The sequence below is a fragment of the Embleya sp. NPDC025285 genome (genome assembly GCF_055558835.1).
Map to the genome: position 1 here is coordinate 15,748 of NZ_JBVHLU010000005.1, position 24,676 is coordinate 40,423.

General features: G+C 70.8%; 17 protein-coding genes and 1 pseudogene. 2 read left to right on the plus strand and 16 right to left on the minus strand.

The window, feature by feature from the left end:
* Positions 1-112 precede the first annotated feature (112 nt).
* A complete protein-coding gene (locus ACZ4FV_RS04880) occupies positions 113-1,663 on the plus strand; it encodes a fatty acyl-CoA synthetase (protein WP_465321878.1) in 1,551 nt (516 codons plus the stop codon).
* Between the two features lie 311 nt (positions 1,664-1,974).
* Here ACZ4FV_RS04880 and ACZ4FV_RS04885 read toward each other — a convergent pair whose 3' ends face one another.
* The 10 genes from ACZ4FV_RS04885 to ACZ4FV_RS04930 all read right to left on the minus strand — a co-directional run bounded on the left by ACZ4FV_RS04885 (position 1,975) and on the right by ACZ4FV_RS04930 (position 15,078).
* Positions 1,975-3,714 (minus strand): ABC transporter ATP-binding protein, encoded by a 1,740-nt coding sequence (locus ACZ4FV_RS04885; RefSeq protein WP_402234297.1) that lies wholly within the window; start codon positions 3,712-3,714, stop codon positions 1,975-1,977.
* Positions 3,711-5,423 (minus strand): ABC transporter transmembrane domain-containing protein, encoded by a 1,713-nt coding sequence (locus ACZ4FV_RS04890; RefSeq protein WP_465321879.1) that lies wholly within the window; start codon positions 5,421-5,423, stop codon positions 3,711-3,713. Before ACZ4FV_RS04890 ends, ACZ4FV_RS04885 begins: the two co-directional genes overlap by 4 nt.
* A gap of 151 nt (positions 5,424-5,574) precedes the next feature.
* The gene (locus ACZ4FV_RS04895; RefSeq protein WP_395863456.1) at positions 5,575-5,904 is read right to left on the minus strand and encodes a hypothetical protein; all 330 of its coding nucleotides are present in this window, start codon (positions 5,902-5,904) and stop codon (positions 5,575-5,577) included.
* Between the two features lie 117 nt (positions 5,905-6,021).
* Complete coding sequence (gene proB, locus ACZ4FV_RS04900; protein ID WP_395863458.1) at positions 6,022-7,125, minus strand: glutamate 5-kinase; 1,104 nt, start codon at positions 7,123-7,125, stop codon at positions 6,022-6,024.
* A 118-nt stretch (positions 7,126-7,243) separates the two neighbouring features.
* A complete protein-coding gene (gene obgE / locus ACZ4FV_RS04905; protein ID WP_395862898.1) occupies positions 7,244-8,686 on the minus strand; it encodes a GTPase ObgE in 1,443 nt (480 codons plus the stop codon).
* Between the two features lie 111 nt (positions 8,687-8,797).
* A complete protein-coding gene (gene rpmA, locus ACZ4FV_RS04910; protein WP_020550744.1) occupies positions 8,798-9,052 on the minus strand; it encodes a 50S ribosomal protein L27 in 255 nt (84 codons plus the stop codon).
* Between the two features lie 11 nt (positions 9,053-9,063).
* On the minus strand, positions 9,064-9,378 hold the full coding sequence (gene rplU, locus ACZ4FV_RS04915) for a 50S ribosomal protein L21 (RefSeq protein ID WP_380029162.1): 315 nt from the start codon (positions 9,376-9,378) through the stop codon (positions 9,064-9,066).
* A gap of 209 nt (positions 9,379-9,587) precedes the next feature.
* Positions 9,588-13,166, minus strand: a complete 3,579-nt coding sequence (locus ACZ4FV_RS04920) for an Rne/Rng family ribonuclease (RefSeq protein WP_465321881.1) — start codon at positions 13,164-13,166, stop codon at positions 9,588-9,590.
* 149 nt (positions 13,167-13,315) lie between these two features.
* Positions 13,316-14,188 carry a TIGR03936 family radical SAM-associated protein gene (locus ACZ4FV_RS04925; RefSeq protein ID WP_395863460.1) on the minus strand — a complete coding sequence of 291 codons (873 nt, stop codon included), beginning with the start codon at positions 14,186-14,188 and terminating at the stop codon, positions 13,316-13,318.
* A gap of 71 nt (positions 14,189-14,259) precedes the next feature.
* Positions 14,260-15,078 (minus strand): hypothetical protein, encoded by an 819-nt coding sequence (locus ACZ4FV_RS04930; protein ID WP_395862902.1) that lies wholly within the window; start codon positions 15,076-15,078, stop codon positions 14,260-14,262.
* A gap of 267 nt (positions 15,079-15,345) precedes the next feature.
* On the opposite strand from ACZ4FV_RS04930, the gene ACZ4FV_RS04935 reads away from it, so the two are divergent.
* Positions 15,346-15,927: a hypothetical protein gene (locus tag ACZ4FV_RS04935; protein ID WP_465321883.1), complete on the plus strand. Its 582-nt coding sequence runs from the start codon at positions 15,346-15,348 to the stop codon at positions 15,925-15,927.
* 121 nt (positions 15,928-16,048) lie between these two features.
* Here ACZ4FV_RS04935 and ACZ4FV_RS04940 read toward each other — a convergent pair whose 3' ends face one another.
* From ACZ4FV_RS04940 to ACZ4FV_RS04965, 6 genes and pseudogenes are all read right to left on the minus strand, one after another.
* On the minus strand, positions 16,049-17,989 hold the full coding sequence (locus tag ACZ4FV_RS04940) for a TIGR03960 family B12-binding radical SAM protein (protein ID WP_465321884.1): 1,941 nt from the start codon (positions 17,987-17,989) through the stop codon (positions 16,049-16,051).
* 143 nt (positions 17,990-18,132) lie between these two features.
* Entirely contained in the window at positions 18,133-19,383 is a 1,251-nt protein-coding gene (gene rodA / locus ACZ4FV_RS04945) for a rod shape-determining protein RodA (protein ID WP_395862908.1), read from the minus strand.
* Complete coding sequence (gene mrdA, locus ACZ4FV_RS04950) at positions 19,380-21,614, minus strand: penicillin-binding protein 2 (protein ID WP_395863462.1); 2,235 nt, start codon at positions 21,612-21,614, stop codon at positions 19,380-19,382. Before mrdA ends, rodA begins: the two co-directional genes overlap by 4 nt.
* A gap of 49 nt (positions 21,615-21,663) precedes the next feature.
* Positions 21,664-22,170, minus strand: a pseudogene (gene mreD, locus ACZ4FV_RS04955) (rod shape-determining protein MreD); the annotation flags it as partial.
* 4 nt (positions 22,171-22,174) lie between these two features.
* Positions 22,175-23,224, minus strand: coding sequence for a rod shape-determining protein MreC (gene mreC, locus ACZ4FV_RS04960; RefSeq protein WP_402234288.1), 1,050 nt, complete (start codon positions 23,222-23,224; stop codon positions 22,175-22,177).
* A 113-nt stretch (positions 23,225-23,337) separates the two neighbouring features.
* Complete coding sequence (locus tag ACZ4FV_RS04965; RefSeq protein ID WP_026218256.1) at positions 23,338-24,357, minus strand: rod shape-determining protein; 1,020 nt, start codon at positions 24,355-24,357, stop codon at positions 23,338-23,340.
* Between the last annotated feature and the right edge of the window lie 319 nt (positions 24,358-24,676).

Here is a 24,676-nt window from a genome sequence, read left to right on the forward strand (position 1 = left end):
TAGGCGCATCGATGATCAACACGAGGATTTCAGCGGTCGAGACGCTTCCGCCCGGCGGCCGTGCCGGACACAATGACGCCTTCACGTGCTGCACAGAGGCAAGGAGCCATCCGTGACCGCTGTACAGGCCCGCCGGCACGGCGTCGCCGACCTGCTCGCGCGCACCGCCGCCCGCCTCCCGCATCGGCTCGCGATCGTGGCGGGCGAGCTGCGCCAAACCTACGCCGAACTCGACGACACCGTCTCGAAGGCCGCCGGCGCGCTCGCCGCGCGCGGCATCGGCAAGGGCGACCGGGTGGTCCTGCTCGCCCGCAACTCGCACGGCTTCGCGGTCGCCTACTTCGCGCTGGCCCGGCTCGGCGCGATCTCGGTCCCGGTCAACTTCATGCTCACCGCGCCCGAGGTCGGCTACGTCCTGGAGCACGCGGGCGCGACCGCCGTCCTGGCCGGCCCCGAGCTGACCGACACCGCCGACGCGGCGTTGGCCGGCCGCGACGCGCTACGTGTGGTGTTCGGCCCGGCGGCCCCGGGCTGGGAACCGTTCGCGGCACTGCTCGCCGAGGGCGGCCCGGTGCCGGAGCTCGAACTGGACGACGACGATCCGGTGCAGATCATGTACACCTCCGGCACCGAGTCCCGCCCCAAGGGCGCGGTGATGACCAGCCGCAATCTGATCGCGCAGTACGCGACCGCGATCATCGACGGCGGGATGGCCGCCGACGACGTGGAGATCCACGCGCTGCCGCTCTACCACTGCGCGCAACTGCACTGCTTCCTGACCCCGGACGTCTACCTCGGCGCGACCTCGATCATTCTGCCCGCGCCGGATCCGGCCACGCTGCTCGCCACCGTCGAAGGCGAGCGGGTGACCAAGCTGTTCTGCCCGCCGACCGTGTGGATCGCGCTGTTGCGACACCCCGACTTCGACACGCGCGACCTGTCCAGCCTGCGCAAGGGCTACTACGGCGCGGCCGCGATGCCGGTCGAGGTGCTGGCGGAACTGCGGCGTCGGCTACCGGAGTTGCGGCTGTACAACTTCTACGGCCAGACCGAGATGTCGCCGGTCGCCACCATCCTGGGCCCGGACGAGCAGGAGCGGAAGGCCGGATCGGCCGGGCGCGCGGGGCTGAACGTGCAGACCATCGTGGTCGACGAGCAGGACCGGCCGGTGCCGCCCGGCGAGGTCGGCGAGATCGTGCACCGGGGCCCGCACACCATGCTGGGCTACTGGAACGACCCCGAGCTCACCGCCGAAGCATTCCGCGGCGGCTGGTTCCACAGCGGCGACCTCGGTGTACTCGACGACGAGGGCTACCTCACGGTCGTCGACCGCAAAAAGGACATGGTCAAGACCGGCGGCGAAAACGTGGCGGGCCGCGAAGTGGAAGAAACCATCCACACCCACCCCGCCGTAGCCGAAGCCGCGGTCTTCGGCGTCCCGCACCCCTACTGGATCGAAGCCGTAACCGCCGTAGTAGTCCCCCGCCCCGGCGAAGCAATCACCCAAGACCAGGTAATCAACCACTGCAAAGCCCACCTCGCAGGCTTCAAGGTCCCCAAATACGTAGTAATCGCCGATTCCCTCCCCAAAAACCCAAGCGGCAAAATCCTCAAACGCCAACTCCGCGAACAACACGCGACCCTGTCCACCACCACCCCCTGACCCTCCCAGCCCTCCAGCCCGGCCGGCGCTTGAGGCCACTCAGCCCGTGCGGCGCTTGAGGCCAACCTCAGCCCGTGCGGCGCATGAACACACCAGCCCGGCCGGCGTTTGAGGCCACTCAGCCCGGCCGGCGCTCGAGGCCACTCAGCCCGTGCGGCGCTTGAGCACACCAGCCCGGCCGGCGCTTGAGGCCACTCAGCCCGGCCGGCGCTTGAGGCCACTCAGCCCGGCCGGCGCTTGAGGCCAACCTCAGCCCGTGCGGCGCTTGAGCACACCAGCCCGGCCGGCGCTTGAGGCCAACCCAAACCGGCTCACCCATGCCAAGACCGCCAAAGCGCAGCATACGCACCGTCCGCCGCGATCAACTCCCGGTGACTCCCCAGCTCCGTGATCCGCCCGCCCTCCACCACCGCAACCCGGTCCGCGTCATGCGCCGTATACAACCGGTGCGCGATGGCAATCACCGTCCGCCCCGAGATCACCGCGCCCAACGACCGCTCCAGGTGCCGCGCCGCCCGAGGATCGATCAGCGAGGTCGCCTCATCCAGCACCAACGTGTGCGGATCGGCCAACACCAACCGGGCCAGCGCCAACTGTTGCGCCTGCGGCGCGGTCAACTCGTGCCCCTTCGGCCCGACTTGGGTGTCCACACCGGCCGGCAACCCCGCCACCCAGTCCGCGTCGACTGCACGCAACGCGGCCACCACCTCGTCGTCGGAGGCGGTCTCCCGGGCCAACAGCAGGTTGTCCCGCAACGTGCCCCGGAAGACGTGGTGCTCCTGCGTCACCAACGCGACCCGGCCGCGCAGTTCGTCCAGCGGCAGGCCCACCAGCGGCACCCCGCCCACCCGCACGTCGCCGGAGGTCGGCGCGTTGACCCCGGCCAACAACCGCCCCAGCGTGGATTTCCCGGCCCCGCTGGGCCCCACCACCGCGATCCGCTCGCCCGGCTCGATGGTCAGGTCGATCCCGTGCAGCACCTCACGGCCCGCCGAGTACGCGAACCGCACGTCGCGCGCGGTCAGCGTCTCGTCCACCGGCTTCGTGTCGGTGGGTTCGCGATCCGAAGGCACGTCCGCCACACCCAGCAGCCGGGCCAGCGAGGCCGCCGAGATCTGCACCTCGTCCAGCCAGTTCAGCAACTCGTCCATCGGGCCGATGATCAGTTGCACGTACAACACCGCGGTCGCCACCTCGCCGAGCGAGGCCCACCCGTGCAGGTACGCCCAGCCGCCGAAGGCCGTGGTGGCCACCACCGGCAACACGTAGCCGAAGTCGACCGCCGGGAACCAGATCGTGCGCAACCACAGCGTGTACCGCTCGGCCGCGTACGCCTGCGCGACGTCCTCGTCACCACGCCGCCGGCGCCGGTCGGCCAGCCGCAGCGCCTCGACCGTGCGCGCACCCTCGACCGTCTCCGCGAGCGAGTCGGTCACCTGCGCCCACGCCGCGTTCTCGCGCAGGTAGCCGGCCGGCGCGCGGCGCAGGTACCAGTACGTGACCGGGATCAGCAGCGGCACCGTGATCAGCAGCGGCAGCACCAGCAGCGGGTTGAGCAGCAACAACCCCACCAGGGTCAGCACGATCGTCACCACCGCGACCAGCACCGACGGCACCGCCCGCCGCGCGGACCGCGACATCGCGGCCACGTCCCGGTTGGCCCGCCCGAGCAGGTCACCGGAGCCGGCCCGCTCGACGGTGGACAGCGGCAGGTCCAGGATCCGGTCCACGAACTCCTCGCGGACCTGCGCGAGCAGCCCCTCGCCGAGCCGCGCCGCGGCCACCGCGGCCTGCCGCACGATCAGGGCCTGGAGCAACAGCGCGCCCGCTATACCCAGGCCCAACAGGTCGATCGTGCGGGTCGGGCTGTCCGCGCGGACCTTCTCGATCAAGACCCCGAGCAGCCGGGGCGCGACCAGACCGGCCACCGCGGCGAGCGCGTAGAACAGCACGGTCAGGATCAGATCCCGACGCCGCTCGCGCAGCAGCCGCACCGCGTGCCGGCCCACCTCGGCGGCCGGCGCGATCGGCAGCAGTTCCCGCGCGCTCACGCGTCCTCCAACTCTTCGTCGTCGACCCGGGTGACCAGTGCGGCGTACCTCGGTTCGCCGGCCAGCAGTTCACGATGCGGACCGACCGCGATGACCTTCCCGTCCTCGATGTAGGCGACCTCGTCCAGCGTGTCCAGGACGAGCGGGCTGGTGGTCGCGACCACCGTGGTGCGACCGCGGCGATGGGCGGCGAGCCGGTCCGCGATCCGCGCCTCGGTGTGCGCGTCCACCGCGCTGGTCGGCTCGATCAACACCAGCGTCTGCGGATCTGCGACCAACGCCCTTACCAAACGCAGCCGTTGCACCTGGCCGCCGGAGAACTCCCTTCCTCGCGCCGCGATCTCGGTGTCCAACCCCTCATCCAGCGCGTCGATCACGTCCTCGGCGCAGGCCACCCGCACCGCCGCCGCCAGATCACCCGTTTCGCCGTCGCCCGGCGTCAGTTCGCGGCGCAGCGGCCCGGAGAACAGGCCCGCGTCGTGGTGCGCGACCAGGATCCGCGCACGCACGTCGGCGAGCGCGAGGTCGGCCAGCGGCACGTTGCCGTAGAGCACGTCGGCGTCCTCGTAGCGGCCGAGCCGATCGGCGAGCGCGGGCGCGTCCTGCGGGTCCTCGCAGGCGATGCCCAGCAGCGTGCCGGGCCGGACCACCAGGCCCGAGCGCCGGTCCACCAGGTCGCCGGGTGGCGGCCACGCGGCGGGTTCGGCGGCGTCGTTCACGCCCGGTTCCAGGGCCAGCACGCGAGTGACCCGCCGGGCCGCGACGTGGCCGCGCACGATCCGGTCGGCGGCCTCGGTGAGGGTGGAGAGCGGCACGGTCAGGAACGCCGCGTAGCCGTAGAAGGACACCATCTGACCGACCGTCAGTCGCCCGTCCAGCGCGAACCGGGCGGCCAGCCAGGTGCCGAACGCGACGAAGAAGCCGGGCACCAGGAACTGCGCCGCCTCCAGCAGGGATTCGACCCGGGCGGTACGCACGCCGGCCACCCGCAGCTGTTGCGACTCGCGCCGGTAGCGGGCACCGAAGGTGCGCTCGCCGCCGATCCCGCGCAGCACCCGCAGGCCGGAGGCGATGTCCACGGCCCGATCGGCCAGGCCGGTCTGCAACTCGCGGTAGTCGTTCTGGCGTCGGTGCAGCGGACGCAGCAGCAGCGAGACCAGGCCCATCAGCAGCGGCACGCCGATCAGCACGAGCAGGCCCAGCGGCACCGACATGTTCAGCAGCACCACCGCGACCACGCCGAGCGTGACGACCGACGCGCAGCCGCGGGCGGTGATGTCCAGCATCGAGCCGATCGCGTCCACGTCCGAGGTGCCCACGCCGACCACCTCGCCGGAGGCGATCCGGCGTTGGAGCGCGGCACCGAGCCGGGACGCGTGCCGGGTCACCAGTTGGATCGTGCGAAACGCGCCGTCCAGGAAGTTGGCGACCGCGTTGCGGTGGCGCATGATCCCGGTGAAGCCGATCAGGACCGCGATGCCCAGCAGCGCGCCGGACCACCCGAGCAGTCCCCGCTCGTCGCGCTCCTCGATCGCGTCGATCGCACGGCCGACCGCGGCGGGCATCAGCGCCTGCGCGACCATCCACACCGACGCCCACAGGATGCCCATGGTGATCGTCCGGCGACAACGTGCGGCGAGCCAGATCAGGAATCGGCCCGCCGACCGGATATCGGGATCGCCGGGGTCGGCGACGGGAAACGTACGCATTGTCCCGCGACGCTAACGCGCGAGAGTTTTTCGGGCCACGCATTATTCGCCGACACCCACGCCGACACGCGGCCCGCAACGGCCCGCAATCGGCCCGCGACAAGACCCGGTCCCACCGCCGGGCGCAGGCCGAACGCGGCCGGTGTCGGCGCTAGAAGGGCTGCACCCGGCCCGGTTGCACCGGCAGCGGAGCCGGCGCGCCGGCCCGCGTCTGGTACGTCGGGCGGTCCACCACCTCCAGGCCGATCAGCTCCCAGGGCGGCAGCCCCGCGCTCTGTCGATGCTCGCCCCACAGCCGCATCGCGATCGCCGCCGCGTCGTGCAGGTTGGGCGCCTCCTCCCAGTACCGCACCTCCGCGTGGTCGGCCGCGTAGCGTCCGGCGAGCAGGAACGGGTGCTCGTGGGCGAGCCGTTCCAGCGCCCGCCGCACGTCCTCGGGATCACCCGGCTTGCCGGCGAGGGTGAGCGTGATGTGCCACATGCGGCCCGCGCCGTCGTCGGCCTCCGCCCTCGTGTTGGGCTGTCCCCAGGGGCGGTCCCCACGCTCCGGCACGGCCGGCCTCCCGTCGGCGAGCTGCTGATCTTCCGTGGTCGTCGCTCAGCGGCGCAGCAGCACCAGATCGTCGCGGTGGACGACCTCGCGCTCGTAGGCCGGACCCAACTCCCGGGCCAACTCTCGGGTCGATCGCCCGAACAGGCCCGGCAGTTCCTTCGCATCAAAGTTGACCAGTCCGCGGGCCACGATGTGACCGTTTTCGTCAACCAGGTCCACCGGATCGCCGGCGACGAAACCGCCCTGGACACCGGTGATCCCGGCAGGCAGCAGCGAGCTGCGCCGCTCGACGACGGCCCGCACCGCACCGGGGTCGAGGGTGAGGCGACCGCGCGCGGTGCTCGCGTGGGCCAGCCACAGCAGTCGGTCGGCGGTGCGAACTCCGGTGCGGTGGAAGAGCGTTCCGGTGTCCTTGCCGGCCAGCGCGTCGGATGCGAAACGGGCCGCGGTGAGCACCACGGGGATGCCCGCCGAGGTCGCGATACCCGCCGCCTCGACCTTGGTCACCATGCCGCCGGTGCCCACGCCGGCCTTGCCGGCCTTGCCGATCTCGATGCCCTCGAGATCCTCGGGGCCGTGCACGAACGGAACCCGCGAGGAGGTCGACTTGGCCGGGTCGCCGTCGTAGAGCCCGTCCACGTCGGAGAGCAGCACGAGCAGATCGGCGTGCACGACGTGGGCGACCAGCGCGGCGAGTCGGTCGTTGTCGCCGAACCGGATCTCCTCGGTGGCCACCGTGTCGTTCTCGTTGACCACCGGCACCGCGCCCATCGCCAGCAGCTTGTCCAGCGTGTTGTAGGCGTTGCGGTAGTGCGCGCGCCGGGTGACGTCGTCGACGGTCAGCAACACCTGGCCCACCCGCAGGCCGTAGCGCGCGAACGACGCGGTGTAGCGGGCCACCAGCAGTCCCTGTCCCACGCTCGCGGCGGCCTGCTGGGTGGCCAGGTCGCGTGGTCGGCGGGCCAGTCCGAGCGGGGCCAACCCGGCGGCGATCGCGCCGGAGGAGACCAGGACGACCTGGACCCCCTCGGCCCGCTTGGCCGCTATCACGTCCACGAGGGCGTCGACGCGATCCGCGTCCAGGCCCCCCTGGGCGGTCGTCAACGAAGACGAACCGACCTTGACCACGATGCGGCGCGCGGAGGTCACGTCCTCGCGCGCCGCGCCGGCCCCAGTGAGCACTTCAGGCCCTGCCTTCCCCGTTCGAAAGCATCCGGAATCACCCGGAATCTTCAGGAATCACCATCATCCGAGGAGCGCCCGCCGGTCACGAGTCCGAGAACGGGTCGAACTCCTCGTACTGCGTCTCGATCGCCTCGCGCTCGCGGCGCCGGTCCACCGCCGGGCGGTGGGTCTGCAGGCGGTGGTCCTCGCCGCGTCGGCCCAGCATCTCCGCGCCGGCCGCCACGGTGGGCTCCCAGTCGAAGACCACGCCGGTGACGTCGTCGCCGATGACGACCTCGGCACCGGGGACGGCCCCGGCCGACCACAGCGCCTCCTCGACGCCGAGTCGGGCGAGCCGGTCGGCGAGGTAGCCCACCGCCTCGTCGTTGCTGAAGTCGGTCTGGCGCACCCAGCGTTCGGGCTTGGCCCCGCGCACGATGAAGGCCTCGTCGCGCCGCGTGACGGTGAAGCCGCTGTCGTCGACCGCGGTCGGCCGCAGCACGATCCGGGTGGCCTCCGGCGCCGGCGCGGCGTCGCGCGCGCCCTGCACCTGCGCGGCCATCGCGAAGGACAACTCGCGCAGGCCCGCCCGGCTGACCGCGGAGACCGCGAACACCTGGAGCCCGCGCCCCTCCAGCTCGGCCTTGACCATGTCTGCGAGGTCGTTGCCGTCGGGCACGTCGATCTTGTTCAGCGCGACCATCCGCGGCCGGTCCTCCAAGCCGCCGTACGCCTTCAGCTCGGCCTCGATCGTGTCGAGGTCGCTGATCGGGTCGCGGCCGGGCTCCAGCGTCGCGCAGTCCAGCACGTGGACGAGCGCCTTGCAGCGCTCGACGTGCCGCAGGAACTCCAGGCCCAGTCCCTTGCCCTCGCTCGCGCCGGGGATCAGCCCGGGCACGTCGGCGACGGTGTAGACCACGTCGCCGGCGGTGACCACGCCCAGGTTCGGCACCAGGGTGGTGAACGGGTAGTCGGCGATCTTGGGGCGTGCGGCGCTGAGCGTGGCGATCAGCGAGGACTTGCCGGCGCTCGGGTAACCCACGAGCGCGACGTCCGCGACGGTCTTGAGTTCCAGGACGAAGTCGCCGGCCTCGCCGGGCTCGCCGAGCAGCGCGAAGCCGGGGGCCTTGCGGCGCGGAGAGGCCAGAGCCGCGTTGCCCAGGCCGCCGCGACCGCCCTGGGCGATCACGTAGCTGGCGCCGTTGCCGACCAGGTCCTCGACGAATTCCTCGTCGCCGTTGGGGAGCAGTCGCTTGACCACGGTGCCGTCCGGCACGGGCAGGATCACGTCGGCGCCGTTGGGACCGGTGCGGTTGGCGCCGGCGCCGGGCTTGCCGTTGGTGGCCTTGCGGTGCGGGTGGTGGTGGTACTCGAGCAGTGTGGTGGTGTTGGCGTCCACGACCAGCGTGACATCGCCGCCCCGCCCGCCGTTCCCACCGTCGGGGCCGCCGAGCGGCTTGAACTTCTCCCGGTGGACGGAGGCCACGCCGTGGCCCCCGTTACCCGCCGCGACATGCAGCACGACGCGGTCGACGAAGGTCGTCACGTGGATTCCTCCTCGGCTCCCCGAGCGGGGAGCGAAACACTGTGGACAAACAACCGAGGGCGGACCGCATGGGGTCCGCCCTCGGGTGTCAAAGCGAATGCCGCGGCGTGATTATTCCGCCGGGACGATGTTCACGACGCGACGACCGCGCGCGGTACCGAACTGCACGGCGCCGGCCGACAGCGCGAACAGCGTGTCGTCGCCACCGCGACCGACGTTGGTGCCGGGGTGGAAGTGCGTACCACGCTGGCGGACGATGATCTCGCCGGCGTTGACGACCTGGCCGCCGAAGCGCTTGACGCCGAGGCGCTGAGCGTTCGAGTCACGGCCGTTCCGGGTGGAAGATGCACCCTTCTTGTGTGCCATGTCGCTTCTCCCTACTTCCCGGAGTTGATGCCGGTGATCTTAAGCTGGGTGTGCTGCTGGCGGTGACCCATGCGCTTGCGGTAACCGGTCTTGTTCTTGTACTTCAGAATGTCGATCTTCTTGCCCTTGGTGTGATCGACGACCTCGGCCGTCACCTTCACACCCGCGAGGACCCACGGGTCACTCGTCACGGCTTCACCGTCTACGACGAGGATGGCCTGAAGCTCAACTGCCGTGCCCGCCGCACCGCGAATGCGGTCGACCTGGACGACGTCACCGACGGCAACCTTGTGCTGCCTGCCACCGGCGCGAACGATCGCGTACACCGTGGATCTCTCTCTCTGCAGGGTCCGAGCCCCTGAAGCCAGCCACACCGAACAGAAATCGGGGGCCTCCTCCGAAGCTTGCGATCCGGAGGGTGGTTGCTCAGGAGCCTGTGCCTAAGCACACCAAGGGCAAAGGTTACAGGATGCCCGGGGGCGAAGGCCAAACGGGTCCGTCCCGGGGTTGGACCCCGGGGCGGACCCGTCGTGACTCAGCTTCCGCTCGCCGCCGAAACCGGTTCGGCGCCGTCCACGGCACCCTCCGGCGGACCGGCGGGCCGGGTCGCCCGCCGCGACGTCTTGCGCGGCTTGGCGGCGGCCTTGGCGGGCTTGGCCGGCTCGACCTCGGCGGGGGCCTCGGCGGCCTGCGCCTTGGCCTTGGCCGCGGCCTTCGTGGCCCTGGTCGCCTTCGCGGCCGGCTCCGGCGTCGGCTCGGCGACCGGCTGTTCGGCCGGCGCCTCGCTCGCCGCGGCCTCGGCGGCGACCTTCTTGGCCGACTTCCGAGGCGTCTTCGCGGCGGCGGTCTTCTTCGCCGGCGCGGTCTTGGCCGCGGCCTTCTTGGCGACCGTCTTCTTGGCGGCGGTCTTGCGCACCCGCTTGGCCGGCGCGGGGGCCTCCTCGGCCTCCTCGACGGCCTCGGCCGCCTCCACCACGTCGACCTCGACCGGCTTGGCCTCGATCACCGGCGCCTCGGCCTCGACCTCGGTGGTCGGCTCGGCCTCGACCGGCGGGGCCGGCTCCGGCTCGACGACAACCTCGGCGGCTTCGGCGGTCTCCACGGCCTCGATCGCCTCGGCGACCTCGACCGGCTCGACCGAGCCGAGTGCGGCGACCTCGGGCAGCACGGTGTCCACCGCGACGTCGTCGAGTTCCGGGCCGTCCAGGTCGATCGACTCGTCGGTGTCGACGATCTCGGTGATCGGACCGCTGCCGTTCTTGTCGGCGTTGCCGCCCTTGTTGCGCTTGCGCCGCCCGGAACCGGCGGAGGCACCGTTGCCGTTGCCGCCGTGGCTGTGGCCGCTGTTGCCGTGCCCCTTGGTCTCCGGCGCGTCCATGTGCACGATCACGCCGCGCCCGTTGCACCGCTCGCAGTTCTCCGAGAAGGCCTCGAGCAGACCCTGGCCGACCCGCTTGCGGGTCATCTGGACCAGGCCGAGCGAGGTCACCTCGGCGACCTGGTGCTTGGTCCGGTCCCGGCCCAGGCACTCCATCAGGCGCCGCAGCACGAGGTCGCGGTTGCCCTCCAGGACCATGTCGATGAAGTCGACGACGATGATCCCGCCGAGGTCGCGCAACCGGAGCTGGCGGACGATCTCCTCGGCCGCCTCCAGGTTGTTGCGGGTGACGGTCTCCTCGAGGTTGCCGCCCTGACCGGTGAACTTCCCGGTGTTGACGTCGACCACGACCATCGCCTCGGTGCGGTCGATCACCAGCGAGCCGCCGCTGGGCAGCCAGACCTTGCGGTCCAGCGCCTTCATCAGCTGCTCGTCGATGCGGTACGTCGCGAAGACGTCCACCTCGCTGGTCCACCGCGACAACCGCGGGGCCAGGTCGGGGGCCACGTGGCCGACGTAGTCGTGGACGACGTCCCACGCCTCGTCGCCCGAGACGATCAGCTTGGAGAAGTCCTCGTTGAAGATGTCGCGGATGACCCGAACCGTCATGTCCGGCTCGCCGTACAGCAGCGAGGGCGAACTGGTCGTGATCATCTTGGACTTCTTCTTGATCTCTTCCCACTGCGCCTGCAGCCGCGTCACGTCGCGGGTCAGGTCCTCCTCGGTCGCGCCCTCGGCGGCGGTGCGCACGATGACGCCCGCGTTCTCCGGCACGATCTTCTTGAGGATGGTCTTCAGCCGCGCCCGCTCGGTGTCCGGGAGCTTGCGGCTGATCCCGGTCATGGTGCCCTCGGGCACGTAGACCAGGTACCGACCGGGCAGCGAGACCTGGCTGGTCAGCCGGGCGCCCTTGTGGCCGATCGGGTCCTTGGTGACCTGTACCAGGACCGACTGGCCGGGCTTGAGCACGGCCTCGATCCGGCGCGGGCCGCTGAAGCCCGCCGCCTCGAAGTTGACCTCGCCGGCGTACAGCACCGCGTTGCGGCCCTTGCCGATGTCGACGAAGGCGGCCTCCATCGACGGCAGCACGTTCTGGACCTTGCCCAGGTAGACGTTGCCGACGTACGAGGTGGCCTGCTCCTTGTTGACGTAGTGCTCGACGAGCACGTCGTCCTCGAGCACGCCGATCTGGGTGCGCTCGCCGTTCTGCCGGACGACCATCACCCGCTCGACCGCCTCGCGGCGGGCCAGGAACTCCGACTCGGTGATGATCGGCACCCGCCGACGGCCCTGCTCGCGCCCCTCGCGGCGGCGCTGCTTCTTGGCCTCCAGGCGGGTCGAGCCCTTGACGCCCTGCACCTCGTCGGTCGGGCTCTCGCTGAGCGCCTCACGCTTGCGCGGCTCGCGCACCTTGACCACGGTGCGCTCGGGGTCGTCCTGCGGCTCGGCCGCGACGTCGTCGGCCGCACCGTCACGACGGCGGCGCCGACGCCGACGCCGGCTGCTCGTGGTCGCCCCGGGGTCGCCCGGCTCGTCGGTGTCCTCGTCGTCGTCGGGACCGTCGCCGACGCCCTCGGCCTGCTGCTCGCCGTCCTCGTCGGAGCCGCCGTCCTCGGCACCGTCGTCACCGCGACCGCGGCGACGACGACCACCGCGCCGACGGCGACGGGTCGGGCGGTCGCCCTCGGTGTCGTCCTCGTGCGCTTCGGAGCCCTCCGGCTCCTGCGCGGCCTCGGGCTGCTCGGTCGCGGTGACCGCGCGGCCCACGTGCCGCTCCTGCTCGTCCTGGTAGCGCGAGTCCTGCGGCTCGGCCTCGGCCGCCGTGTGCACCTCGTCCACCGGCAGCGCACGGCGTCGGCGACGCCGACCACGCGGCTCGTCCGACTCGGTGCGGGTCTCGGTCTCGGGCTCGGCGGCGGCGGGCGCCGGGGCCGGCTCGGCCGCGCGCTGGGGCTCGGCGAAGACGGCCGCCTGCGGGGCCTGGAACAGCGGCTGGAACACCGGCGGCGGCGTCTTGCGACCACTGCGGGTCCGCGGCTCGGGTGCGGCCTCGGGCTCCGGCTCGGGCGCGGCCTCGACGACCGGCTCGGCCTCGGCGACGGGGGTCTCCTCGATCGCCTCGGCGGCGGGCACCGCCCGCTTGCGGGTACGCCGGGTACGCCGCGGTGCCTCCTCGGCCGGCTCGGCCTCGGTCTCCGGCTGCCCGGACTCGGCCCGGGCCGGCTCGGGAGCGGGCTCGGGCACGACCTCGTCCGGGGTCGCCTCGGGAGCGACCGCCGCCCGCTTGCGGGTACGCCGGACTCGCCGGGGTGCCTCCTCGGGCTCCGGCTCGACCTCGGCCGGCGCGGCCTCGGCGGCCTCCGCCGGTGCGGCCGCGGCCTCGGCCGTGTCGGTCACCGGCGCGGTCACCCGCTTGCGGGTGCGCCGCGCACGTCGCGGGGCCTCCGGCTCGGGCTCGGGCTCGGGCTCGACCACCGCGGCCTCCTCGGCCTCCGGCTCCTCCTCGTCGGAGGGCTCGGCAACCTCGGGTGTCACGGCAGCCGGAACCGGCGCGGCCTCGGCAGAGGGCACGCTCGGCGGTCCTGCGGGTCGACTGGCGGCCCTGCGACGGCGGCGGGGTGCCGGCGTCGTGGCCGTGTCGTCCTTCGTGCTGTTGTCGTTGTCGGAAGTACCGGAGTTCACAACCCCGGGTGTACCTGATGTCTCAGGCGTGTCGTTGGGCTCGGTGTCGAGCATGCGGGTCTGTCTCCCGTCACGCTTCCGGGCGCTCCAACGCAGGGCGCCGCGCGGAAGCTTCTCTCTCACTCGCCGGTCCCGGCCTTGCGGCCGTGACCGGGCGATAAGTCTGTCGGAAATTCAAGCCTTGGGCCTCGTGTACCCGGTCGTCACCGATTCGAGGCTTCGACGACGGGTTCTGCACCGCCCTGCGGGCCGGTCCGGAGTACCTCGTCCCCCTGTGAGGTGTGCTCCACCGCCGATGCTGCTGCGCGGTCGGGCGCGAGCGGGTCGGTCACCGAATCGGTCGCGGCGTCGAGCGGCCCCTGCGCCAGGCGGGTGACCGCGGCGGCGGTGGGCGTAACAAGTTCGGCGACCATGCGAAGACCGGACAGAACGTCGTCGGGTCGAACGGCGGGTGTGGTGTGCCGGACAACCAGTCGCAGTATCGCACAAGGTGCGGCACTACCCGCATCGACACCCGGGTGACCTGCGTCGTTCCCGTCGGGGGTGGTGACGGTCAGCGCGATCACCGCCTCTCGGGCGTCGAATGTGCGCATTCCGTTCTTGCTCATCCGCTGGACCTCGACGGTCTCCGCGGCCAGGAACACGCCGACCGCCCGCTCGGCCTCCTCGTGGGTGACCCCGGCGAGAAGCAGCTCCCAGACCGACGCCTCGAGGCGTTCGGGCAGGTTGCCGCCGTGTGCCTCGACGATCTCGAGCACGTCGAGACCGCTCGGCAGCGATGCGTCGAGCAGGTCTCGCAGTCGCGCCGGGTCACAGTGCGTGGCCACGCCGATCTCGAGGTACTCGGCCTCGCTGGCGACGCCGGTGGGCGCCGCTCCCGCGTAGGACACCTTGGGGTGGGGGGTGAAACCGGCGGAATAGGCCATCGGCACTTCCGCCCGACGCAGGGCCCGCTCGAACGCGCGCTGAAAATCCCGGTGGCTGGTGAACCGGAGGCGGCCGCGCTTGGTGTACCGGAGGCGCAGTCGCTGGACCGTCGGCGCGGGCGGCGGTCCCTCGGGCGTACGTCGTGCCAGTTTCGCTCAGTCCTTGGCTCAAGTGGGTGGGCAGAAGTCGATCCAAGCGTACGGCCATCGGACGGGTCGGGTCAGCGGCCCCCGATTCCCATGGCCCGCAGCACCTCCCCGGTGGCCCGGCCGATCGGCCGCAGGATGGTGCGGCCGACCCAGCGCAGCGGTGCCACGACGACGAATCGCCACACGGCGCGGATGGCCCTGCCGATCGGCGTGAGCACGTTGCGCCACGCCCAGGACACCGGCAGTACCACCAGGTGGTGCCAGACCACGGCGATGCCGCGACCGATCGGGACCAGTACGGCCCGCCACAACCACGACAGCGGCCGGACGATCAGGAAGTTCAGGACGGCGGTGGACACTTCCCACGCGAACCGCAGCGCCTGCAGCGTCACGCGTCCGACCGGACGCAGCACGTACCGCCACAGCCACGTCGCGGGCTTGAGCAGCACGTACCTGAACAGGAAGACGAGTGGGCGGATCAGCAGGTGGGTCACCAGCCACGCGATCGCGTTGCCGATCGGAACCAGGATGTAGCGGCCGACGAAGCTGAGCACCGGGTACAGGAACCAGTCCCACAGCAGAATCTTCAGACCCTTGAGGATCGGCCGCAGGAACCAGGTCCAGAACAGGAACTTGATCCCCCTGCCGATCAGTCGCAACAACTCCCACAGCAGCCGCAGCGGGACCACGATGATCAGCGCGATGATCCGGGCCGGCCAGCGGACCACCGCGTACAGGCACCCCTCGCCCGGTTCGGGGCCGCCGGCGGTGCGCGTGCCTTCGGCGCGCTGCTGCCACGTCGGTTCGGGCCCGCTCGGCGGCCCCGGCCGGTGATTGCTCGTCGACGGCGTCCACGGCGCCGGTTCCGGTTGCTCCCCGTTTGCATTCACCCGGGAAGATTAGTGGCCCTGCCACCGACAAGGAGCCGGGACCACCATTGCTGCCTCGTGTGACCATGCGACTACCCGACGGCGCGCACCGACGGCCCGGCTCGACCGCGCGTCGACCCGCGCCGCCGCCTAGGTGCACTCGGCGCCGCCGACGAGGCAGGCGAACCCGACTGCGCCCGAAGGGCTGGGCAGCTTCCGCCGGTTGGTGCAGGGTGTAGGCCGGAAGGGTCCCGCACTCTTGCGACGACTTCGTAAAGGCGGTGCGCAGTGGCAAAGATGAATGAAATCGGAACAATCGCCTATGAATTGGGGAAACTGTTCCGCAGCAAGCTCACCCAAGGGCCGGTCGGAGCGTCACCGGCGAAGGAGACCGATGGCGAGGCTCCGACCCCCGCACCCGACCCACTGCGATACATGCCCAAGGAGCAGAGGCGGCGCGCCGCCAGGGACAACCAGCAGCGGTTTCCCCCGAATTCCGTAGCGAGGCCGGGCGTGGGAAAGGACACCAAGAAGCGCGAGCCAAAGGATCTCGAGAAGCCCGGACCCCCAGCACGCGCGGTGTCGGATTCCGAAGCGACAAAAGCGTTCGGGGAGAGCCTCCGCGCGGACGTCGCCGCCTTCCGGGACAAGGAATTGCTCGGGAAGAAGCCCGCCCCCCGGGCCAAGGCGCCAGACGTCGACAAGTCGTTGGCGAAGAGCGCGGCAACGGGTTTCGTACCCGCCGCGGGTGGCGGAGCGTCCGGCCGTTCGTCCGCCGCCGTGGAGGTCAACCGCCACGAACCGTCACGCACCCTCGGCGTGAGCAGGGTCGGCGCCGGGGCGGAGCTGAAGCAGAACCTCGAAAAGTAACGCGGCATCCGGCACCGCCTCGCCCGCCGCGGCGCCCCGCACGGAAACGAAAAGCGGCCGGACTCGCCGTCCGACCGCCTGTTCGTTCCGAGCCCCGGAGGGCCCGCGCCTCATCCCGGTGCTAGCCCTGCGCGGCCGGTTGCTTGACCGACAGCGGCAGCAACTTCTGGCCCGTGGGGCCGATTTGGATCTCCGTGCCCATTTGCGGACATACGCCGCAGTCGAAGCAAGGGTTCCAGCGGCAGTCGTCGACCTCGGTTTCATCGAGGGCGTCCTGCCAGTCCTCCCACAGCCAGTCCTTGTCCAGGCCGGAGTCGAGGTGGTCCCACGGGAGCACCTCGTTCCACTCGCGTTCGCGGGTGGTGTACCAGTTCAGGTCCACCGGCTCGTCGGCCAGCGCCTTGTCGGCGCAGCGCACCCAGCGGTCGTAGCTGAAGTGTTCGCTCCAGCCGTCGAATCGGCCGCCGTCCTCCCAGACCGCGCGGATGATCCGGCCCACCCGGCGGTCGCCGCGCGAGAGCAGGCCCTCGATCGCGCCCGGCTTGCCGTCGTGGTAGCGGAAGCCGATCGACTTGCCGTACTGCCGGTCCGCGCGGATCGCGTCGCGCAGCTTGTGCAGTCGCGCGTCGGTGGCTGCGGGGTCGAGCTGCGGGGCCCACTGGAACGGGGTGTGCGGCTTGGGCACGAACCCGCCGATCGACACCGTGCAGCGGATGTCCCGGCTCCCGGAGACCTCGCGGCCCTTCTGGATGACCTTCTTGGCCATGTCCGCGATCTGCAGCACGTCCTCGTCGGTCTCGGTGGGCAGGCCGACCATGAAGTAGAGCTTCACTTGGCGCCAGCCGTTGCCGTACGCGGTGGCGACCGTGCGGATGAGGTCCTCCTCGGACACCATCTTGTTGATCACCTTGCGCAGCCGCTCGCTGCCGCCCTCGGGCGCGAAGGTCAGACCCGAGCGGCGACCGTTGCGGGTCAGCTCGTTGGCCAGGTCGATGTTGAACGCGTCCACCCGGGTGGACGGCAGCGACAGGCCGATCTTGTCGTCGGTGTAGCGGTCCGCGAGGCCCTTGGCCACCTCGGCGATCTCGGTGTGGTCGGCGGAGGACAACGACAGCAGGCCGACCTCCTCGAAGCCGGTCGCCTTCAGGCCCTTGTCGACCATCTCGCCGATGCCCTTGATGCTGCGCTCGCGCACCGGCCGGGTGATCATGCCGGCCTGGCAGAACCGGCAACCGCGGGTGCAGCCGCGGAAGATCTCCACCGACATGCGCTCGTGCACGGTCTCGGCGAGCGGGACCAGCGGCTGCTTGGGGTAGGGCCACTCGTCGAGGTCCATCACGGTGTGCTTGGACACCCGCCACGGCACGCCCGAGCGGTTCGGCGCGACCCGCTGGATCCGGCCGTCGTCGAGGTAGTCCACGTCGTAGAAGCGCGGCACGTAGACGTTGCCGGTGACCGCGAGGCGGAACAGCAGTTCGTCCCGACCGCCCGGGCGGCCCTCGGCCTTCCAGGCCCGGATGATGTCGGTGATCTGGAGCACGGCCTGCTCGCCGTCGCCGACCACGGCGCAGTCGATGAAGTCCGCGATCGGCTCGGGGTTGAACGCGGCGTGTCCGCCGGCGAGCACGATCGGGTGGTCCTCGGTGCGGTCCTTGGCCTCGATCGGGATCCCGGCCAGGTCGAGCGCGTTGAGCATGTTCGTGTAGCCCAGCTCGGTGGAGAAGCTCAGCCCGAACACGTCGAACGCGCCGACGGGCCGGTGGCCGTCCACGGTGAACTGCGGCACGTCGTGCTCGCGCATCAGCTTTTCCAGGTCGCCCCACACCGCGTAGGTACGCTCCGCGAGCACGTCGGCGACCTCGTTGAGAACCTCGTACAGGATCATCACGCCCTGGTTGGGCAGGCCGACCTCGTACGCGTCCGGGTACATCAGCGCCCAGCGGACCGTGCACGCGTCCCAGTCCTTGACGGTCGAGTTGAGCTCGCCACCGACGTACTGGATGGGCTTCTGCACCTGGGGCAGAAGCGGCTCCAGACGCGGGAACAGGGACTCGACGGGCATGGCGGTCCTTCCGATGGGGCTGGGAGGGGGATCGACCTCCCAGCCTAACGCGATCCGGGCGGACCCCCTACCGGGTTGCCCGGTGGGGGCCCGCCCGCGACGGGTGGCCGGCGGCCTGTGCGAGGCCGACGGGCCGGCTCGGCTCAGGCCGACTTGAAGGCGCCGGCGTGCCGCATGTGCACCGACTGCAACAGCCCTATCCCCATCCAGATCGCGAACATCGACGATCCGCCGTAGGAGACGAACGGCAGCGGCAACCCGGCCACCGGCATGATGCCCAGGTTCATCCCGACGTTCTCGAACGCCTGGAAGGCGAACCAGGCGACCACGCCGGCCGCGACGATCGTGCCGTACAGGTCGTCGGCGTGCAGCGCGATCCGGATCCCGCGCCACAGCAGGATCCCGAACAGCGCGATGATCACGCTGCAGCCGATGAAGCCCAGTTCCTCGCCCGCCACCGAGAAGACGAAGTCGGTCTGCTGTTCGGGTACGTACTGGCCACTGGTCTGCTCGCCGTGGAACAGCCCCTTGCCGGTGAGCCCGCCCGAGCCGATCGCCAGCCGGGCCATCACGGTGTTGTAGCCGACGCCGCCCGGATCGAAGTCCGGATTGGCGAAGGCCCGGAACCGGTCGATCTGGTATTCGCTGAGCAGCCCGAGGCGCACGACCGCGCCCGCGCCGGCCGCGGCCATCATGATCAGCGCGATCATCCAGCGCGCCCGCGTACCGGACGCGAGCAGCACGCCGAGCACGATCATCGCCAGCACCATGACCGAACCGAGGTCGGGCATCAGCATGATCACCGCCATCGGCAGCGCCGCCACCGCCAGCGCCCAGAACACCGCCTTGTCGCCCGGTCTGGCCAGGTCCCCGGTGTCCACCCGTTCGGACAGGATCATCGCCATGCACAGGATGATCGCGATCTTGGCCAACTCGGCGGGCTGCACCGAGAAACCAGCGCCCAGTTGGATCCAGGCCCGCTGACCGTTGATCGTGCTGCCCAGCGGGCTGAGCGCGGCCATCAAGCCGAGCACGGCGACGATCCCGACGAACGGCGCGAAGGCCCTTATCCGACGGTGACCGATTATCGCCACCACTGTTGCCAGAACCAGCCCGATCGCCAGATTGAGCAGGTGCCGCTTGAAGAAGAACTGCGGGTCGCCGCCGGTGAGTCCGCGCCGATTGCGGGTCGCGGACCACACCAGCAGGGAGCCCACCACGGACAGCGCGAGCGCCGGGCCCAGGAGTATCCAGTCCAGCCGACGCACCGGGGCGTCGCGCTGGATGATCTGTCGGGTGATCGACCGGCGCGGGGTGAACACCGGCGCGAGTCGGCCCAGGTCCGGTGTACCGAATCCGGCCACCCGCGAGGCGGGTCGCAGTTTCAGGCTCATGTCCCTCTCCCCGTCCGGTAGACCACGCGATCGGGCGGCAGTGCCCCGGGCGCGGACATCGCGGTAGTGGTGGGAGCGTTGTTCCCGCCCGGGTGCGGCGGGAGCAGGTGGGCGGCCGGCACGACGGTGCCGTCCTCCTTGACGTGCGGCAGCCCCGTGGGCGGGGCGGGCAGCAACGCCTTGGCCGGGTCGATCGCGCCCTTCTCGTCGACGCCGAGCAGCGCTTCGTAGATCTTGCGGACGGACGGACCCGAGGTACCGGAGCCGGTGCCGCCCTGGCTGACCATCATCACCACGGCGTACTGCGGGCCGTCCTTGGGCCCGCCGTAGGTGGCGAACCAGGACGTGCTCTGCTTTCCGTACACCGAGCCGGTGCCGGTCTTGGCCGCTATCGGCATCTCCGCGTTCGGCCAGTTGGCGAAGACGCCGGCCGCGGTGCCGTTCATCTCGACGCCGATCAGCGCGTTCTGCAGGTACTTCACCGTCGCGTCGCTTATCGGCAGCTTGGCCGTCGCCTGTGGCTGGATCTCGCGCACGAGCTTGCCCTCCGGGCTGATCACGGCCTTGCCGATGGACGGCTTCCACAACGTGCCGCCGTTGGCGATGGCCGCGTACACCCGGGCCATCTGCAACGGGGTGACCGTGGTGTCGCCCTGGCCGATCGCGAAGTTGATCGCGTCACCGGCGCGGAACTGCCACCCGTCGACACAGTTCTCCTTGGCGATCTTGTCCACGTACTCGTTGCCGGTGTCGCCCTGCTTGCACCACGCGTCCTTGTTCTGCTCCCAGTTGCGCTTCTTCCAGGCCCGGTCGGCGATCCGGCCGCCGGACTCGCCGGGCAGGTCGATCCCGGTGGGCGCGCCCAGGCCGTAGTTCTTGGCCATGGTGACCATCGGGTCCTTGGGGTTCTTGCCGAAGATCCCGCCGTCCTTGAGCCACATGTCGTAGCCGATGCCGTAGAAGACGGTGTTGCAGGAGACCTCCAGCGCACGCTGGAGCGAGATCGGGCCGTAGCCCCTGGACTCCAGGTTGTTGAAGGTCGTGCCGCCGACCGTGATGCTGGGCGAGCAGTCGTAGTTGGCCTTGGTGGAGTAGCCCGACTCGGCGGCGGCCGAGGTGGAGATCACCTTGAAGATCGAGCCCGGCGCGAACTGACCCTGTATGGCCCGGGCCACCAGCGGTACGCCGGCCTTCTCGTCGGTGAGCGCCTTGTAGTCCTCCGGCGAGATGCCGCCCACCCACACCGACGGGTCGTAGTTGGGCGCGCTGGCCATCGCGATCACCCGGCCGGTCTTGATGTCCATCACCACGGCCGCGCCCGCGTCGGCGACGAAGTTCTTGTGCGTGTTGCCCGCGTCGAAGGTCGCCCGGGCCCGCTTCATCGCCTCGTCCAACTGCTGCTCGGTGATCGCCTGGATCTTCGCGTCGATGCTGGTCACCAGGTGGTTGCCGGGCACCGGCGCGGTCTCCGAGACGGTGCCGGTGACCCGGCCGAGGTGGTCCACGGACAGCCCGGTGACCCCGGACTTTCCGCGCAGGTCCGCGTCGTAGGTGCGCTCCAGACCGCTGCGGCCGACCTCGTCGGCGCGCTGGAGGTCCTTCTTGCCCTCGGCCTTCTGCTTGCTCAACTCGTCGTCGGAGACCGGCGAGAGGTAGCCCACGACGTGTGCGCCGTTGGCCCCCTCGGGCGCCGGGTACTGCCGCACGGCGGTGGGCTCGGCGGTCACCCCGGGGAAGTCCTCGCGATGCTCCATGATGGTCAGCGCCTGCTCGGTGGTGGCGTTGTCGGTGACCGGGATCGGCTGGTACGGCGAGCCGTTCCAGCACGGCTTGGGCACGTTGCGCTCGCACAGCCGGGTGCGCGCCTTGACCTCGTCGGCGGGCAGTTGCAACACCTCGGCGAGCCGGGTCAGCACGGCGGCGCCGGAGTCGGGCATCCGCAGCAGTTCGGTGCGGCTGACCGAGACCACCAGCGCGGTGCGGTTGTTGACCAGCGGGAGGCCCTTGTCGTCGAGGATCTGCCCGCGCACGGCCGGGGTCACCACGTCTCGGACCTGGTTCTGCGACGCGGCCGCGGCGTAGTGGTCGCCCTCGCGGATCTGCAGGTACCACAGCCGGCCGAAGAGGGTGATCATCAGCGACAGGACCAGGATCTGCAGGATCACCATACGGGCCCGCACGCTGTGCGCGCCGTCTCCCTTGGAGCGGCCGGAGTTGAGCAGGCTGGGCATGCGTTTACGCATCTTGGGCGTTCACCCCCTACCGGGACAGGCCCGAGAGCATCGGTTTGGGATCCACCTTGCGGGCCAGCGCCATCACCCACGGCACCACGAACGGCGCCAGGATCGCGTCGTAGACCACCGCGGTCAGCAGCAGCTTGGTCAGCCCCACCTGGCGCACCGCGCCGTCGCCGACCAGCGCGCCGACCGCCGCGTACAGCACGGTGGTGCCCGCCGCGGCGACCGCGACCACGGCGATCGGCGTGAGTACCGAGCGTCTGGGGCTGCGCGAGACGAACAGGCCGGCGACGTACCCGGCCAGGCACAACACGAAGGCGTACCGGCCCGCCGCGTGGTCGGCGGGCGGCGCGAGGTCGGCACACAGGCCGGCCGCGAAGCCGATCACGCAGCCGGCGGTGGGCCCGTACGTCAGCGCGAGCCCGACCACCACCAGGAGCAACAGGTCCGGCACCGCACCGGGCAGACCGAGCCGGGCGAGCACGCTCACCTGGACCACGAGCGCGACGACGATCAGCAGCGCGGCATAGAACACGCGGGAGATCCGCACCGTCTCAGTCCCTTCCGGTCGGTGGGGTCGCGCCGCCGGGCGGCGGCTTGCGGCGTGCGTCGGCGGCGTTGGCGTTGTTGGTCCGGGTCCCGCCGGCGGGCGGCTTCGCGGCCGAGGCACCCTTGGGCGGCTCGGTGCTCGCGGGCGGCGCCGGCGGCACGGGCGGCGTACTCGGCGGCGCGGCCGCCTCCTGGATCGGCGGTGGCAGCACCGCGTCGCGCGGGTCGGTGCGCGGCGGTTCGATCACCACGCCCACCGTGTCCAGGCCGGAGAAGCGCACGTACGACCGCACCTCGACGCTGCGGGTGAGTTCGCCCGGGGTGTTGCGCACCTCGGCAACCTCGCCCACCGGCACGCCCGGCACGAACGGCTTGCCGCCCTGCGAGCCGAAGGTGACCAGCCGGTCGCCCTTCTTGACCCGGGCCTGCCCGTTGAGCAGCTTGAGGTTCATCGGCTTGTCGCCGCGTCCCGAGGTGATCCCTATCTCCATCGACCCGGCCAGGCGCGTGCCGACCGCGAATCCGGGGTCGGTGGCGAGCAGCACGGTCGAGGTCATCGGACCCACCTGGGTCACCCGGCCGACCAGACCGTCGCCGTTGATCACGGTCATGTCCGGTTTGATGCCGTCGCCCACGCCCGCGTCGAGGGTGACCGTCCAGGAGAAGCCCTGGGCGGGCCCGATGGCGACCACGCGCGCGGGCTTGATCTTGTACTGCCCGGCCGAGGAGACCTTGAGCAGTTTGTCCAATTCGGCCGCGCGATTGCGGTCGAACTCGATGTTGTCCACCTGTTGACGAAGCTTGGCGTTCTCGTCCTGCAGGCGCTTCTTCTCGCTCTCGTGGGATCCCGCGTCCTTGACCGCGTTCACGGCCCGGCCGACGGGGTCCACTGCGGCGGACACGCCGCGTTCGGCGGGGCCGAACACGGCCGAGGCCCAGTCGCGGACATTCGCGATGGGCGAGTTCCGGCCACCGCGGATGTCCACGGTGATGAGGGCGAAAGAGATCGCTAGCAGCAGCACGAGGACCAGCCGACCGTGCCGGGAGTCCCTCACGATGCGCGCCCGCCCCTTTCGTACGTTGCGGCGCTTGTGGGCAGTTGTGGTGTGTGGCCGCGCCGGACCGGATCCGGGGGCGGCGGACCGGCCGACCGCCCCCGCGTCCCGGGTCAGCGGCGTGGTTGGGCGTCCAGTACCTGCTGGAGCTTCTCGTACTCCTCGACGCACTTGCCCGCGCCCAGGGCCACCGAGTCCAGCGGGTTGTCGGCGATGTGGATCGGCATTCCGGTCTCGGTCCGCAGCCGCTCGTCGAGGCCGCGCAGCAGCGCGCCGCCTCCGGTGAGCACGATGCCGCGATCCATCACGTCGCCGGCCAGTTCGGGCGGACACTGGTCCAGCGTGCTCTTGACCGCGTCCACGATGGTGTTGACCGGTTCCTCGATGGCCTTGCGGACCTCGGAGGTGGAGATCACGATCGTCTTGGGCAGGCCGCTGACCAGGTCGCGGCCGCGAATCTCGCTGTGCTCGTCCTCGCCGAGGTCGAAGGCCGAGCCGATCGACATCTTGATTTCCTCGGCACTGCGCTCGCCCAGGAGCAGCGAGTATTCCTTCTTCACGTAGGCGATGATCGCGTTGTCCAACTCGTCGCCGGCCACCCGGATCGACTGCGCCGTGACGATGCCACCGAGCGAGATGACGGCGACCTCGGTGGTGCCGCCGCCGATGTCGACGACCATGTTGCCGGTCGCCTCGTGCACCGGCAGACCTGCGCCGATCGCGGCGGCCATCGGTTCCTCGATGATGTGCACGCTGCGCGCGCCGGCCTGGCTGGACGCCTCGACCACCGCGCGGCGCTCGACGCCGGTGATGCCCGAGGGCACGCAGATCACCACGCGCGGACGGGCCAGGTACCGGCGGCGGTGCACCTTGAGGATGAAGTAGCGCAACATCCGCTCGGTGATCTCGAAGTCGGCGATCACGCCGTCCTTGAGCGGTCGGATCGCCACGATGTTGCCGGGCGTGCGCCCGATCATCTTCTTCGCCTCGGCGCCGACCGCCAGGATGCCCCCGGTAGTGGTGTTCTTGGCGACCACCGACGGCTCGTTCAATACGATGCCGCGGCCTCTGACGTACACCAGCGTGTTGGCCGTACCGAGGTCGACCGCCATGTCACGACCGATGAACGACAAGTTGTTCGCCATATAAAGAACCTAGGGCCTTCCCGAGCTCGTAGCCATGAGGACATGAGCCGGCCGAGGGACGTCGCACCGACGACACCGGATCGACCGACCAACATCGTAGGCACGGGTGTACCGGCGGCAGAACCGCGACGTACCGGGGCACGGCTGCACCCTCCATCCACCATGACGTGATCACGGGGTGAGGGGTTGCGTGCCACGCGCGGCAAGTGGAGGGATTTCCCTCTAACAGCGCACGGCCGGCGCCCGATCGGCGTCCCGGCGGGTCGTGTGGAGGTCCACACGGCGTGGTCGCGAAAAAAATCGATCT